The sequence below is a fragment of the Zooshikella harenae genome, assembly GCF_018837975.1.
Lineage (GTDB): Bacteria > Pseudomonadota > Gammaproteobacteria > Pseudomonadales > Zooshikellaceae > Zooshikella > Zooshikella harenae.
The window spans coordinates 1-13,745 of record NZ_JAGSOY010000098.1; the positions used below are offsets into that span (position 1 = coordinate 1).

General features: G+C 44.2%; 24 protein-coding genes and 1 pseudogene. 24 read left to right on the plus strand and 1 reads right to left on the minus strand.

Going from position 1 to position 13,745, the window contains the following annotated elements:
* The 11 genes from KCG35_RS21875 to KCG35_RS21925 form a co-directional block, all read left to right on the plus strand.
* Nucleotides 1–1,132 (plus strand): V-type ATP synthase subunit I domain-containing protein (locus KCG35_RS21875; protein WP_215821998.1); only part of this gene is annotated, 1,132 nt, incomplete at its 5' end.
* A gap of 76 nt (nucleotides 1,133–1,208) precedes the next feature.
* Entirely contained in the window at nucleotides 1,209–1,625 is a 417-nt protein-coding gene (locus KCG35_RS21880; protein WP_215821999.1) for a M15 family metallopeptidase, read from the plus strand.
* A 38-nt stretch (nucleotides 1,626–1,663) separates the two neighbouring features.
* A complete protein-coding gene (locus KCG35_RS21885; protein ID WP_215822000.1) occupies nucleotides 1,664–1,813 on the plus strand; it encodes a hypothetical protein in 150 nt (49 codons plus the stop codon).
* On the plus strand, nucleotides 1,810–2,205 hold the full coding sequence (locus KCG35_RS21890) for a 3TM-type holin (RefSeq protein WP_215822001.1): 396 nt from the start codon (nucleotides 1,810–1,812) through the stop codon (nucleotides 2,203–2,205). Before KCG35_RS21885 ends, KCG35_RS21890 begins: the two co-directional genes overlap by 4 nt.
* Nucleotides 2,205–2,771 (plus strand): terminase small subunit, encoded by a 567-nt coding sequence (locus tag KCG35_RS21895; RefSeq protein ID WP_255562026.1) that lies wholly within the window; start codon nucleotides 2,205–2,207, stop codon nucleotides 2,769–2,771. The genes KCG35_RS21890 and KCG35_RS21895 overlap by 1 nt, the downstream gene beginning before the upstream one ends.
* A gap of 44 nt (nucleotides 2,772–2,815) precedes the next feature.
* Nucleotides 2,816–3,457: a terminase large subunit domain-containing protein gene (locus KCG35_RS21900; protein WP_215822003.1), complete on the plus strand. Its 642-nt coding sequence runs from the start codon at nucleotides 2,816–2,818 to the stop codon at nucleotides 3,455–3,457.
* A gap of 191 nt (nucleotides 3,458–3,648) precedes the next feature.
* A complete protein-coding gene (terL, locus tag KCG35_RS21905; protein ID WP_309227484.1) occupies nucleotides 3,649–4,167 on the plus strand; it encodes a phage terminase large subunit in 519 nt (172 codons plus the stop codon).
* Nucleotides 4,168–4,446: a phage portal protein family protein gene (locus KCG35_RS26755; RefSeq protein WP_215822004.1), complete on the plus strand. Its 279-nt coding sequence runs from the start codon at nucleotides 4,168–4,170 to the stop codon at nucleotides 4,444–4,446.
* Between the two features lie 8 nt (nucleotides 4,447–4,454).
* Nucleotides 4,455–5,693, plus strand: coding sequence for a DUF935 domain-containing protein (locus tag KCG35_RS21915; RefSeq protein ID WP_444972212.1), 1,239 nt, complete (start codon nucleotides 4,455–4,457; stop codon nucleotides 5,691–5,693).
* On the plus strand, nucleotides 5,693–6,169 hold the full coding sequence (locus tag KCG35_RS21920) for a phage head morphogenesis protein (protein ID WP_215822005.1): 477 nt from the start codon (nucleotides 5,693–5,695) through the stop codon (nucleotides 6,167–6,169). The genes KCG35_RS21915 and KCG35_RS21920 overlap by 1 nt, the downstream gene beginning before the upstream one ends.
* A 9-nt stretch (nucleotides 6,170–6,178) precedes the next feature.
* Nucleotides 6,179–6,379, plus strand: coding sequence for a putative phage head morphogenesis protein (locus tag KCG35_RS21925; RefSeq protein ID WP_215822006.1), 201 nt, complete (start codon nucleotides 6,179–6,181; stop codon nucleotides 6,377–6,379).
* Nucleotides 6,380–6,446: 67 nt separating this feature from the next.
* On the opposite strand, the gene KCG35_RS21930 is transcribed toward KCG35_RS21925, so the two are convergent.
* Nucleotides 6,447–6,677 carry a hypothetical protein gene (locus KCG35_RS21930; protein ID WP_215822007.1) on the minus strand — a complete coding sequence of 77 codons (231 nt, stop codon included), beginning with the start codon at nucleotides 6,675–6,677 and terminating at the stop codon, nucleotides 6,447–6,449.
* Nucleotides 6,678–6,895: 218 nt separating this feature from the next.
* Here KCG35_RS21930 and KCG35_RS21935 point away from each other — a divergent pair, with 218 nt between their 5' ends.
* From KCG35_RS21935 to KCG35_RS22000, 13 genes and pseudogenes are all read left to right on the plus strand, one after another.
* The gene (locus tag KCG35_RS21935) at nucleotides 6,896–7,240 is read left to right on the plus strand and encodes a helix-turn-helix domain-containing protein (RefSeq protein WP_215822008.1); all 345 of its coding nucleotides are present in this window, start codon (nucleotides 6,896–6,898) and stop codon (nucleotides 7,238–7,240) included.
* A gap of 85 nt (nucleotides 7,241–7,325) precedes the next feature.
* Nucleotides 7,326–7,793 (plus strand): hypothetical protein, encoded by a 468-nt coding sequence (locus KCG35_RS21940; RefSeq protein ID WP_215822009.1) that lies wholly within the window; start codon nucleotides 7,326–7,328, stop codon nucleotides 7,791–7,793.
* Between the two features lie 42 nt (nucleotides 7,794–7,835).
* Nucleotides 7,836–8,519 carry a phage protease gene (locus KCG35_RS21945; RefSeq protein WP_215822010.1) on the plus strand — a complete coding sequence of 228 codons (684 nt, stop codon included), beginning with the start codon at nucleotides 7,836–7,838 and terminating at the stop codon, nucleotides 8,517–8,519.
* A 39-nt stretch (nucleotides 8,520–8,558) separates the two neighbouring features.
* Nucleotides 8,559–8,813, plus strand: coding sequence for a phage protease (locus tag KCG35_RS27255; RefSeq protein WP_215822011.1), 255 nt, complete (start codon nucleotides 8,559–8,561; stop codon nucleotides 8,811–8,813).
* Nucleotides 8,814–8,855: 42 nt separating this feature from the next.
* Nucleotides 8,856–9,776 carry a Mu-like prophage major head subunit gpT family protein gene (locus KCG35_RS21955; protein ID WP_215822012.1) on the plus strand — a complete coding sequence of 307 codons (921 nt, stop codon included), beginning with the start codon at nucleotides 8,856–8,858 and terminating at the stop codon, nucleotides 9,774–9,776.
* Between the two features lie 61 nt (nucleotides 9,777–9,837).
* Nucleotides 9,838–10,236, plus strand: coding sequence for an HI1506-related protein (locus KCG35_RS21960; RefSeq protein ID WP_215822013.1), 399 nt, complete (start codon nucleotides 9,838–9,840; stop codon nucleotides 10,234–10,236).
* A pseudogene (locus KCG35_RS21965) lies at nucleotides 10,236–10,713 on the plus strand (phage virion morphogenesis family protein). Before KCG35_RS21960 ends, KCG35_RS21965 begins: the two are co-directional and overlap by 1 nt.
* Before the next feature lie 181 nt (nucleotides 10,714–10,894).
* Nucleotides 10,895–11,038 (plus strand): hypothetical protein, encoded by a 144-nt coding sequence (locus KCG35_RS21975; protein WP_215822015.1) that lies wholly within the window; start codon nucleotides 10,895–10,897, stop codon nucleotides 11,036–11,038.
* 76 nt (nucleotides 11,039–11,114) lie between these two features.
* Entirely contained in the window at nucleotides 11,115–11,456 is a 342-nt protein-coding gene (locus tag KCG35_RS21980; RefSeq protein ID WP_215822016.1) for a phage baseplate assembly protein V, read from the plus strand.
* Nucleotides 11,457–11,537: 81 nt separating this feature from the next.
* Nucleotides 11,538–11,873: a GPW/gp25 family protein gene (locus KCG35_RS21985; RefSeq protein WP_215822017.1), complete on the plus strand. Its 336-nt coding sequence runs from the start codon at nucleotides 11,538–11,540 to the stop codon at nucleotides 11,871–11,873.
* Nucleotides 11,870–12,760, plus strand: coding sequence for a baseplate assembly protein (locus KCG35_RS21990; RefSeq protein ID WP_215822018.1), 891 nt, complete (start codon nucleotides 11,870–11,872; stop codon nucleotides 12,758–12,760). Before KCG35_RS21985 ends, KCG35_RS21990 begins: the two co-directional genes overlap by 4 nt.
* Nucleotides 12,753–13,457, plus strand: coding sequence for a phage tail protein I (locus KCG35_RS21995; RefSeq protein ID WP_215822019.1), 705 nt, complete (start codon nucleotides 12,753–12,755; stop codon nucleotides 13,455–13,457). The genes KCG35_RS21990 and KCG35_RS21995 overlap by 8 nt, the downstream gene beginning before the upstream one ends.
* On the plus strand, nucleotides 13,454–13,714 hold the full coding sequence (locus KCG35_RS22000) for a phage tail-collar fiber domain-containing protein (RefSeq protein ID WP_215822020.1): 261 nt from the start codon (nucleotides 13,454–13,456) through the stop codon (nucleotides 13,712–13,714). The genes KCG35_RS21995 and KCG35_RS22000 overlap by 4 nt, the downstream gene beginning before the upstream one ends.
* Nucleotides 13,715–13,745: the final 31 nt, after the last annotated feature.

A 13,745-nucleotide genomic window follows, 5' to 3' on the forward strand; every position in this document is an offset into this window, starting at 1 on the left:
ATTGGTCGCCCAAGCAGAAGAGAAAATAAAAAAAGCAGAGTCCGCTATAAATATTGTTGAAGATTATATACCACCTATTGGATTAGCATTATCAAAAAAAGACTTTTTACAACTAAAAAATACTATTGAAGTTGAATTGGCAGATTGCTATAAGAGTCAAGAGGAAACTCTTAGTAAATATGTAGATCTACAATCATCAAAACAGCATTTATTAAATCAATTAAAAATTGCAAAAGCTATTGAGTATGAGTTAGATGAAGACTACAGGTTCAGTGTAGAAAACACTGAAACAGATACAATTGAGTGTCCTATATGTGCTACAGAACATGATAACTCAATTACTAGTAGAGCATTTATTCTTAAAGATAAAGAAACTGCCCATTTTCAAGTACGTGATATCGAGTCTGAGCTAAATAAAGTTAATCAAGAGATTACCAACTGCCAATTTGAACTAAACTCAATTAGATCCAAAGTAACAGAGATCCATAATAAATATAATATAAAATACGACTCAAAAACCTCAGATCTAAGAGAGTTAATAGATAAAATAGCATTTTGGTCTGTCAAATGGACTATCAACAACAAAGTCGATTTTATGTATGAAGAAATATCTGAACTAAATGATTTGCATAGTAAGATTAAAAAAGAACAACAAGATCTTCTGCCTCAAAGTCGAAAAAAAGAGCTTGATAAACATTTTAGAAAATTGCTCACACATTGCTTTAATCTTTTAGGCTTAGACGACAGGATTTGCGAAAAGATAAAGACTCCTACTGATTATAGGCACCTAAAAGGCTTAGCTGCAGCTGATAGCACAAGAGCCATGGTTGCATACTATATAACTATTTATCATTTAATATACAAAAATGAAGATATTGTAAACTCACCATTGATTATTGATACTCCTAACCAACAAGAACAGTCTACAGACAACTACAGGAAAATTCTTGACTTGATTCCCAAAGCCATTCCCAATGACTGTCAAACTATTATATGTGCTATGGATGACTTAGCTCTCTCTCCACTTAAACAAATTGCAAACATTATCGAATTAGATGACAAGCGGCTTTTACGACCAAGTAAACACGAAACGCTAAACAATGAGTTTATAGATATAACCTCTAGTATATAATGAAATTTTTCACCTAATCAACACGTTTTAAATCCCTCACAATCCTCAGCATTCACTTAATGATGTTGAGGATACTATGCCACAATTCAGTACTCGCTCACTTGAGCGTCTTACCAGTTGCCACCCTGATCTGCAGGTGGTGTTCCAGGAAGTCATAAAAGACTGCGACTGTACGATATTAGAAGGCTTTCGTAGTCGAGAAGCGCAGAATGACGCTTATTCAGCCGGTCGTTCAAAGCTTCAATTCCCTCAAAGTAAACATAATCAATCCCCGTCACTTGCGGTGGATGTCGCGCCTTATCCCATCGATTGGCAGGATATTAACGGGTTTTATTACTTCAGTGGGTTAGTGCTGGGTACAGCGTTAAACCTGTATAAAAACGGCCAAATCAGCCATCGATTACGCTGGGGTGGTGATTGGGACCGGGATCATGATGTCAGTGATCAGTCGTTTAATGACCTGGTGCATTTTGAACTCTACAAGGAAGCATGATGGATAAATCAGGCGTCGCGAGTTATAGCGTAGGCACAGTGACTGCTGTGGGCGCTGCTATCGTGGAGCAATGGAATCCCATGGATTGGCTCACCGCCATTGGTGTTATTGTCGGTGTGATTGGGGTAATCGTCAGAATGTATACGGATATTGCCGCCCATATGGATCGGCGTAGGGAGGAAGAATGAATTGGTTAGCGAAATTAGTCAGTGGTGGCCTGGCAGAGCCGATTGATGCCATTGGCAATGTGTTGGATAAAGTCACCACCTCGGATGCAGAGCGTATGCAGGCGGAGATTTTATTAGAGCGTCTACGTCAACAACCTCAGGTTTTACAGGTTGAACTGAATAAATTGGAATCACAACACCGCAGTTTATTTGTTGCAGGTTGGCGTCCATTTATAGGTTGGGTCTGCGGCTTGGGTTTAACGTTTACCTTTTTAATTAACCCCATCGTGCAATGGGTATCAGGGAAACCAGGACCTCATCTGCCGTTTGATATTATGACGGAGCTGGTCTTAGCGCTCTTAGGTTTAGGCGCACTCAGAACGGCTGAGAAGTTCGGAGGACGAACTAAATAATGCGTCGTAAGCTGACCCCGAAGCAGGCGATGTTTGTGAAGGAATACCTGGTGGATCTGAATGCCACACAGGCAGCCATACGGGCTGGGTACAGCAAAAGAACGGCGAGAGAGCAAGCCGCTCGACTGTTATCAAAAGTCAACATCCAGGAAGCGATTCAACAAAAGCAGTCTGTTCGGGCCAAGCGACTCACAATTTCCGCTGACCGCATCGAACAAGAATTAGCCAGGATTGCCTTTAGTCAGATTACCGATGTCGTGGAATGGCGAAGAGAAAAACTTAACAATAATCATGAGCAAGACGATAAACCTCCGGTGGAAATACAACAGGTGCAGTTAAAAAACTCCGACACCTTACCCATTGAGATTACTGCCACCATCCAGGAAGTGGCTCAGACCACTCATGGCACCCGTATTAAACTCTACGACAAATTAAAAGCCTTAGAATTACTCGGCCGTCGCCATGGTATGTTCATCGATAAGGTTGAGCACAGTGGTTCGGTTAAACACTTATCAGAGGACGAACTGAATCAGCGTATTGCTGAACTCACGAAAAAACTGTCATGAGTCTGGCCGAGAAGCGCCGCTTGTTGGCATTATTAGAATGTAAATTGGCGCTGCGTGCGTCACATTCGTTAGACGCCTACTGTCGTTATATTGATATTCCGGGTGTGCCTGTGGCGGACACCGATGAGTGTGAGCAGTTTTATCCGGATACCGTTGAGCCCGCTGAACACCACCAACTGATTAATACCACGTTAGAAAAAGTCGAGCATGGTGAAATCAAACGGGTGATGTTATTTATGCCACCCGGCTCGGCAAAATCCACCTATGCCAGTGTTGTGTTTCCCACCTGGTTTATGGGCCGTAATCCCAGTAAAAACATTATTTCCACGTCTTATGGTAGCGACCTAGCCAAAAAGTTTGGTCGCAAGTGTCGTGCGATTACCCGTAGTGAAGCGTTTGAGAAAGTCTTTAATACCACACTCAATCAAGATAACCAGGCAGTGGATAATTGGTCCCTCACTAATGGGGCGACGTACATGGCTGGGGGTATTTTATCGGGCATCACCGGTAACCGAGCCGATGGCTTAATTATTGATGATCCCGTGAAAGGCCATGAACAAGCCGAAAGTGACGTATTTTACCCTTGGGTTATGAAGGCCAATCAGGCTGGGTTAAAGCCCGTGATGGTGAGGAATGGTACGTCATCTGTCTTCAAGCACAGTGTGAACGGGAGGATGATCCGCTAGATCGTGCTATAGGTGAGTATTTATGGACAGACTGGTTTAGCCCCGCGCATTGGGAACAGGAAAAACTCAGCCAAGGCAGTCGCAATTGGGATGCGCTTTACCAACAACGACCCACGCCTGCCGAAGGCGGTTTAATTAAATGGGCTTGAATCCGCCGTTATCGTGTACGTCCTGCCCAACCTATACGCATTATTCATAGCTGGGATACTGCCTATAAACCCAATCAAATTAATGATCCATCTGTGTGCACGGTCTGGATGGAAACAAAATTTGCTTATTACCTGGTGGATGTTTGGCGGGACTGGGTGGAGTATCCTCACTTAAAAACCGCCGTGAAATCCCTCGCTAACAAGTGGAATGCAACCGCTATTTTAATTGAGGATAAAGCCAGTGGGCAGTCGTTAATCCAGGAGCTGCGCCTTACCACCACCTTACCTATTGTGGCGATTGAACCCGAAGGCGATAAATTAATTCGCATGAGCAGCCAAAGTGCCACCATTGAAGCGGGTAATGTGTATTTACCGGAATCTTCACCGTGGTTATCCGACTATGAGCGTGAATTATTTGTGTTTCCCCTATCCGAACATGACGACCAGGTGGGTAGTACCAGCCAATTCCTCAAGTGGGTCAATAATAACAAACAACAGTTTGCGTATAAGCCCGTACAAGGTTGTGGTACAGCCTTTAAAAAACGCAAAGGAGCCTGGTAGATGGCAGATACCAAAACAATTGCACATTTAACCCGCGAATTAGCCGGTCCCTCAGCAGTGCGTAATCCGTTTGATATGACGTCCATTGCTTCAGGCTTAACACCGAATAAATTAGCCGCAGTATTACAGGAAGCGGCAGAAGGTAATTTGCATGCCTATTTAACCCTGGCCGAAGAAATGGAAGAGCGTGAACCGCACTATGCCAGTGTATTACGCACCCGAAAATTTGCCGTATGTAGTTTGGATATCAGCATTGAACACACCACTGAAATGCCATAACCCAAGATATTCAACACTTAATCGAAACCCCAGAATTTGCCGATATGCTCAGCGATGCTTTGGATTCGATTGGTAAAGGATTTAGTGTTAATGAAATTATCTGGGATCAATCCGATCAGCTATGGCAACCCATTAAATATTGTTGGCGGGATCCACACTATTTTATGTTTTTAAGGGATAATCCCGAGGAACTTAGAATTATTGACGAAAACAATATTGCCGAAGGTATTCCCTTACCGCCGTATAAATTTATTGTGCACCGTCCTCGGTTAAAATCAGGCTTAACCTTACGCGGTGGTATTGCCCGACTCGTCGCTTTTTCCTATTTATGCAAAATGTACGGCTTAAAAGACTGGATGGCCTTTTTAGAAATTTATGGCGTACCCATTCGTGTAGGTTATTACGATGGTGAGCTCAACGAACAACAAGAAGAAACCTTACGACGGGCGGTGTATGAAATTGGCAGTGATGCGGCAGCGATTTTACCGCGCTCGATGGCCATTGAATTTATGCAATTAAGTCAAGCTGCCAATAGCTCTGAAGCCTTTGCCCGATTGGTGGAATGGATTGATCAACAAGTGTCGAAGGCCGTGCTTGGGCAGACCATGACGTCAGATGATGGAAGCAGTCGTGCCCAAGCCGAGGTCCACAATGAAGTACGTCAGGATATAATTGATGCTGACGCCAAGCAACTGGCCAACACCCTCAATCGTGATTTAATTAAACCGTACATTGATTTAAATTACGGTATTCAAAAAGCGTATCCGAAATTAACCTTTAATTTACCGGAAACCTACAATACCGAACACCTGGCGGATAATTTAGCGAAACTGATTCCTCTGGGTTTAAAAGTTTCTCAACAAGAAGTCCTTGCTAAACTGGGTTTATCCGAGCCCCAGCAAGGCGAAACGCTATTAACCGCACCGAAACCCACCGAGAATGTCAATAAACAGCAAGATCAAGACAAAGCCAATAATCATCAACAGGCCTGTCCACAGTGCCAAGCTTTAAATCAAACACAATCACATGAGGATGATTTATTCAATGACATGCTGAAAGACTGGCAACCGCAATGGCAAGGCATCACGGATCCGCTATTAAAAGCGATTAATCAGGCACACAGTTTTGAAGAAATACAAACAATCTTGCCTGATTTATTAACTAAAATGGATCGTACTGTGCTAACCGAAAGCCTGGCTAAAGCGGGACTCATTGCCTATGGCCAAGGTGTTGAGGACAAGCATTAATGCATTTTGCTTTTAATCGCGAACAGGATGCGCAAAAAAAATCATCCGGATTCGATGAAGCCTTACAATATTTTCGGGAAAAAGGCTTTCAATTAAGTTGGCATTATTGGGACGTGTGGAAAGATGAACGTACGCGAGCCTTTACCGTAGCGAAAATAACCTGCCAAGATTTATTAATGGATATTCGTCAATGGGTGGATAAAGCCCTGGCCGAAGGAATCACCTTTCATACCTTTAAACAACAATTAATCCCTTTACTGGCACAAAAAGGCTGGCTGGGATTCACCTTGTCAGCACAAGGTAAACAGATTGAATTAGGCACACCACGTCGTCTTAAAATTATTTATGATACGAATTTGCGTGTAGCACGTAGTGCAGGACAATGGACACGTATTCAACGCAGTAAAAAAGCCTTACCATATTTACTGTATAGCCTGGGTCCCTCCAAAGAACACCGTTTGATGCATGAGCGCTAGCATCAGTTGGTGTTGTCCGTAGATGATCCTTTTTGGCACACCCATTTTCCCCCCAATGGCTGGGGCTGTAAGTGTCGTGTACGTGCACTTAGTGTGCAAGAAGCTACCAAGAAAGGGATCGCCAAAACACCCGCTATTCGCTGGGTATCCTGGACACATCAACAAACAGGTCGTACCGAACGGATCCCTGAAGGGATTGATCCAGGATGAGATTATAATCCAGGACAATCACGAATAGCCGCATTAAAACGTTATGCACACGATAAAGATCAGGAATTTAATCGAGAATTTCTTCCAAAGAAAGCCTAATTTCTCCTGAAAAGACAACACGTCCTATGGCTTGTTGTGGTGAGTGTTTTTCTCTAGCCATAACAACCCATTCCCCCTCATTTAAAAAAAGCCCTTTCTCTCCTATTTTAGGCTGTTTGTCTTTATCAATAACGACCCAGATCTTTTTGCGAACCAATTCGTCCTTTTGGGTAAGTGTATAGGCTACATAATTATTCATACTCGCAATACTTCCCAGACAGCAACACTTTGATGAGAAAAAGTGTTATATTTTATTTTCAGCCTGGTACTGCGTAATCCATGCGTAGATACACTAAAAAACATCTTTGTTTTTAAACATCAGCATTAAGCATGAAACAAACCTTCATCAATTGGAAGGACGTAGACAGGACATACATGTCCTTTGTCTGATGATAAAGTCGTATTTGGAATGTAGTAATGAAAAAAGGACTGGCACTCCCCAGCCAAAAAAGAGGAAATCTAATTAAACAACGTATGTGTTTATTGGGGCTAAGTGTTTCAGAAGTGGCCGTGTATTGTGACGTGAGTGAGCGCACTGTAGTTCGCTGGCGACATGGGGATCCCATTAGTACAGATCACAGTATATTACTCTGTGAGGTGCTGGTGATTACACCCACGGTGCTAAATCCACAACTTGCAGAAGAAAATAAATCCGTAACCAAAAGCCTACGTGGTAAAAAACTGCTCCGGTTATATGACACACTTTCACTGTCACAGCAAACCGCCTTGCTTGTGTTATTACAAGGGCTTAATAAAGAGTAAACCATGATTTTATGATACAATCAGCTGCTTTGATGGAGGGAAGTCCTTGCTTCCCCCTTGATTACACAGTTGTTCGGAACGAAGTATGTCATTCAAAGGCTCATTAAAACTCACTCTTTTTATCCCAATCATAGGCCCTATTGTGATTTTGTTGATCACAGGAGCACTTTTGCTATTGGACATCGACAAGCATGGCTTCGTTGAGGATATTTACCTAGCTATGTCAGTAAATTGTGTGGGGCTTGTTCTTTTCTTTATTCCTTATCTCATTGCTACCGCAATCAATATTATTAAAATTAATAAATACTCTGATAGACAGGCTTTTTGGAGTACATGTTTTTTCCCATTGCGGGTTGTCATTCTCTCATTGATTGGAACATTTATTGTAATCTTATTTAATGATGGAACACGTATCTTTACTCATTTTAATTCCTACATTAATTTTCTATTAGGGGTTGTATCTTTTGAGTTAGTTCTAGGCGTTCCCTGGCTCGTCCTATCATTGATTACTGTGTACTATTTAAATCGAGACACACTCAAAAAGCCTGCATAATTTCCCCTAACTCCCCTCTTCTGCCTGCGCTACGGTGCAGGTATGAAACTTGAGACCTTTTCCTTAAATACCGAACTGTCGCCTATTCTCCAAGCGGCTGAAGAAAGCCAAGCGCCGCAATGGGTCGAATTAATTCCTGCTGGGGTCAGCATTATCGGTCGTGATGGTCGCAGCTGGCTGAATGATAAACCCACAGACATTGTGCAAACCTTTAATGCCAATGCGGTGGATTTACCCATAGATATCGAACATGCCTCTGAACATAAAGCCCCTCAAGGTGATCCAGCACCGGCAATGGCCTGGGTCAAGCAGTTAGAGGCGCGTGAAAACGGCAGTATTTGGGGGCTCGTAGAGTGGAACCGGGAGGGGGATGCATTAGTCACCAGTAAGCAGTACCGCTACCTCTCACCGGTTTTTTTCTATGAAAAAGACAGTCGTCGTATTACCCGCTTATCGTCAGTTGGACTGACCAATAAACCCAATTTACATTTAAAAGCGCTGAATCAGCGCCAGCCTACAGAGGAACACTCGATGGATGAGGAATTACTTGCCGCGTTAGGCCTGCAGGCTGGCGCGTCGCTTGATGATGTCAAACAGGCGATCAATCAATTGAAAAACTCCGCGAATAAGGCCCTGAATCAGCAGGATTTGAGTCAGTTTGTGCCTCGCACCGACTACGATAAAGCCATTAATCGCGCGCAAACTGCAGAGCAAACCTTAAAATAACACGCTAAACAAGCCCGTGATGCGAAAATTGATCAGTTAGTGGATCAGGCGTTAAAAGACGGTGTGATTACCCCCGCCAGTGTGGAATATCACAAGACTTGTTGCCGCCAGGAAAAAGGCTTGGAAGTGTTTAAACAATATATTCAGCAAGCCCCCAAAATCCTGGCGGATATGAATCAATTCCAGGGTAAACCACCAGAAGGAAACGGTGAGCTTAATTCAGAAGATAAAGCCGCATGCCAATTATTAGGAGTGACTGAGGACGAATTTAAATCCAGTCAAAAAGAGCAATAACCTGTTATTTATTTTCGTTCGTTCAGACAAAAGGATTGTTTCATGGCCATTATTACCCCGCAGTTAATTAAAAGCCTGTTTACGGCGTATAAAGCAAATTTCCAAAAAGGCTTGGGGATGGCAGCCCCACAATATACACAAATTGCCACCACGATACCTTCCAGCACCGCCAGTAATACCTACGGTTGGTTAGGTCAATGGCCAGGGTTTAGAGAATGGATCGGTGAACGTGCCATTAAATCCATGGCCGCTCATGGTTATCAAATCCAAAATAAATCCTATGAAAGTACGGTGGGGGTTAAACGGACAGATATTGAAGACGACAATTTAGGCATTTATGCGCCAATGTTTCAGGAGATGGGACGGGCCACGTCAGTGTTTCCCGATGAGTTAACCTTTCCCTTATTAAAAGAGGGTTTTAACACGCAATGTTATGACGGCCAGTATTTTTTCGATAACGATCATCCTGTGAATAGCCAGGTGGATGGCCAAGGCACAGATACCAGTGTGTCTAATATTATTGAGGATGCTAATTATAAAGGACCCACCTGGTATTTAATGGACACCACCCGCGCCATTAAACCACTGATTTTTCAGGAACGGAAAAAACCCAGGTTTGTAGCCATGACCACCGAAGAAGATGAAGCCGTCTTTATGCGTGGCGAATACCGTTACGGTGTGGATAATCGCTGTAATGTTGGCTTTGCCTTTTGGCAGATGGCCATTGCTGTAAAAGCAGAATTTTCCCTCGATAGTTTATGGGAGGTTCATACTCGCATGACCGAATATAAAGCGGATGGTTTACGTCCGTTAGCCTTAAAACCGAATTTAATTGTTGCCCCACCGAGTTTAGAGAAAAAAATTACCCAAACGTTAAATCGTGAATTAATTCAGGAAGGCAATACCACGGTTTCCAATGAATTAAAAAATCGATTTAGTACTTTGATTTCGCGACGTCTTTAAGCAGAGGGTGTGTCCTGTTGCCACCGAAGAATAGTGGCTGGTTTTTCGGTGGCCTTTTTTTATGGAAGGCAATGTGATGGCTGAAGGTTATTTTATTCGCGCAAAATGTAAACCGGGCTTTCGACGTGATGGCCGCTATTTTCCGGCAGAAGGAATCATGCTGGCAAAAACAGCTCTAAGTGATGATGCATTCAACCGGTTAAAAACAGAACCCATGCTGATCATTGAATATGGTGATTATGAGGCCTTAGTCGAACACGCTGAGGTCATCAATACTTCAGAACAAGCCATGGAAGAAATGATTGAAGTGATTGGTATGCTGGAAGCCAATCGTCAAGACAGTGACTGGACGAAAGACAGTGAGCCCAAAGTTGAGTCAATTAAAGCTTTGTTAAATCGTTCAGTGACAGCAGCACAGCGTAATGAGGCCTGGAAAATATACCAACGACGGGTGCAGTAATGACCTATGCCACAGTAGAGAATATCCAAGATCGTTATGGGGATGATCTGTTGTATACCCTCGCCGATAGAGATCGTGATGATCAGTTGGATCACAAAGCACTAGACGATCATCGCCATGAATTATTAGATACCCTAGGTGCTACGGTAGAAAGCCAAACCCGACGGCGTATTGAAGAAGAGCAAACAGCTCCTGATGGTTCTCCTTGGCCCACTTGGTCATCGGGTTATGCCGCCACACGGCATGGCAATCAAAGCCTACTGCAAAATGAGGGGCATTTAGTCGATAGTTTGCATTCATCAGTTTGGGGGGACAATTAAACCTAAAAATGGGCGCTATTTGGTGTTTCCGTTAGGCGAGCAAACTATTTTTGCCAAAGAAGTGAACATACCTGCTCGGCCATTTATGGGGTTGTCTGAGGAAAATATTGATGAGGTTGAGCAAACCTTAAGTGATTTTTTAATCCAGTCACTATAAAAGCGAGAGCTATTTCAAATAAACTCCATTCTGGTTCGTTTGTTTTAGGAGTTAACCCTTATTTTTAAGGTGTTTTTATTTTAGTAATCTGCAAGCCTCGTTCTAAAATGTAGGGTTGAGTATGACTAAAATAACAAGTTTTTTCCTAATTATATTTGTTGTGCTTGCATCAGCAGGATGCATGGAGCATCGCATTAAGCGTAATAAACATAAATGTGAAAAATACGGCTTTGAACCTGGCACTGAAGCTTTTGCAAAATGTGTTCAGCACGGTGTCATGGCTGATGAACGTCGTATGGATAGAGCTTTTGAAGACGATTATTAATGCTGTATTTTTTATAAAAAATAAATTAGAAAACTTCCCCTAATTTCACAGCACCTGTTGCCTTATAACAGGTGCTATGCACATTCAACATTTACTCACTGCCATTACCCAAATCATTCATACACACTTGCCTGAGCTGCGTGAAGTCAGCACTCATGCTGGTCGTTTTGATTTAAAGGAAATTAAACGCCTCGCCACGCGTTTACCCGCCCTATACCAAAATAAGTTTCCTGCCCTGGATGGCCGCCCTAGTGTACATCGGGTGCAGTATAACGATGGTGCATTGATGGAATATGACCGAGCCTTTAATCGGTTAACCGTACAGCTACCCGGCGCTGGCACGGTAAATCTTGTGAGTCCTGCTGGTGTTCACATTGAGGGCGATGTCTTTGTCAAAGGCCACAGGGGATATTACTGATCACACCCGCAGTATGCAGGCGGATCACGAACGGTATAACCAGCATCAACACGGCAGTTCACCACCACCGGATCCTCAGCAATGAACGGCATTGATCGCACATCGGGGAAACGCCTCGCGGGCAAAGCCCACTTACGCCAGTCCATTCAGGATATTTTAACCACACCGTTGGGCACGCGAGTGATGCGGCGGGACTATGGCAGCCGGTTATTTGAGCTGGTCGATGCGCCGGTGAATGCCGAAACTATTGCCGAGCTGTATGCCGCCACCGCCGAGGCCTTAGACCGCTGGGAACCGCGTTTACAGCTAACGAATATTGATGTCCAAGCGGTGAGTGGTGGTCACATTACCTTATCGCTGCAGGGAGAATATCGCCCGGATGGTCAGCTGATTACGTTGAAGGATCTGATCCTATGACCCATGCCATCAATCTTTCGCAATTACCACCGCCTGACGTGGTCGAGTCATTGGCTTATGAACAGATTTTACAAGGGATGCTGACCGATTTGCGGCAACGTGATGCAGCCTTTACGGCCTTAGTGGAATCAGATCCGGCCTATAAGATTCTGGAGGTGGCGGCTTACCGTGAGCTATTGATTCGTCAGCGAGTGAATGATGCTTCCCGCGCGGTGATGGTAGCCTATGCCCGAGGAACCGATCTCGATCATTTAGCGGCCTTATTTAGGATCCAGCGGTTATTGATTCAACGAGGCGATCCTAATGCCATTCCACCCACTGAGGATGAATGGGAAAGTGATGACCGACTGCGTGAACGGATTGTGTATTCACTGGAAGGCTTGAGCACGGCGGGTCCGCGTGGTGCATACCGTTATCATGCATTAAGTGCCAGTGCCCTGGTGAAAGATGTCAGTGTGGAAAGCCCATCACCGGGTCAGGTGGTGGTGAAGGTATTAAGTGCCGAAGGCCAGGGCGTGCCCAGCCAAGCTATTTTACAGGCGGTGGAGGCTCGACTGAATGATGAAGCTATACGGCCCCTGACGGATCAAGTTTTTGTCAATCTGGCGTCGATTATTCATTATTCCATTAAGGCCAAACTGTCGTATTTTTCGGGACCGGATATTGCCCTGGTCACCACTGAAGCAGAAAAACGCGTTCAAGCCTATGTTACGGCACAGCATCATCTCGGGTGTGATATTACCTTATCTGGGATTTATTCTGCGCTGCATATTCCTGGGGTGCAAAATGTTCATTTATTAAGCCCTCCCAATAATATTTCAGTGTCTCCGTCACAGGCCGCCTATTGCTCGGTTATTCACCTCAGCCAAGGAGCCACCGATGGTTGAGGATTTATTACCTCCCAATGCGACGCCGCAGGAAAAAGCCTTATCGACCTCGATGAAACATTTAGGCGAAGTGCCGGTGCCGATAGCAACGCTCTGGCAAGCCGATCATTGCCCCCTGAATTTATTGCCCTGGTTGGCCTGGACCCTATCGGTGGACGAGTGGGATGACGTCTGGAATGAGACCATTAAACGCCAGGTGATTAAAAATTCAATTGAAGTGCATCGTCATAAAGGCACCGTAGGTGCGGTGAAAAAAGCCTTGGCAGCGACAGGCTTAGATGTGGTACTGCAGGAATGGTTTGAATACGGTGGTGCGCCTTATACGTTTAAAGCCGAGGTGAATGTCAACCATACCGGTATCGATGCACAACAGTATGCGCAGATTTATCGGTTATTGATGAGCACAAAAAATACCCGTTCGCATTTTGAGTTAACCCTGTACCTGACGAATAAAAACCAAATTCCTAAACTCGCTACGGCCAGTATCCATGCTAATTCCACGAGGGTGAGACCGTATCTGACGAAACAAATATTCACCACACAATCCAGTCAGATGGGTGTGGGACAACATACCGTACATCACTTTACGCTCAAGCCTAAATTAACCACGCTCTTAACCACGTGCTGTTGCCGTGTAATTCTCAGTGCGTATCAAACGGTTCAGATCCAGGTCATTTATCCACGAGGTACTTCATGAATACGGAATACTATAGCTTACTGACGGAAGTCGGTCAGGCGCGCACTATTAACGCCCATGCCTTGGGTAAAACCGTTAAGCTCACGATGTTAAAAGTCGGTGATGGTGGTGAAGACGGTGGCAAGGAAACCAGTCCCAAAGAGACGGATACCGAACTAGTGCGTGTGCGCTGGCAAGGCCCGATTAACAGTATTTATCAGGACGAACAAACTCAACAACCACCTACTGAAAGTAGGTGGGTTAGTATTACGGACTGAAAGTCCGGATACGGGTCCAAGACCCGTGACC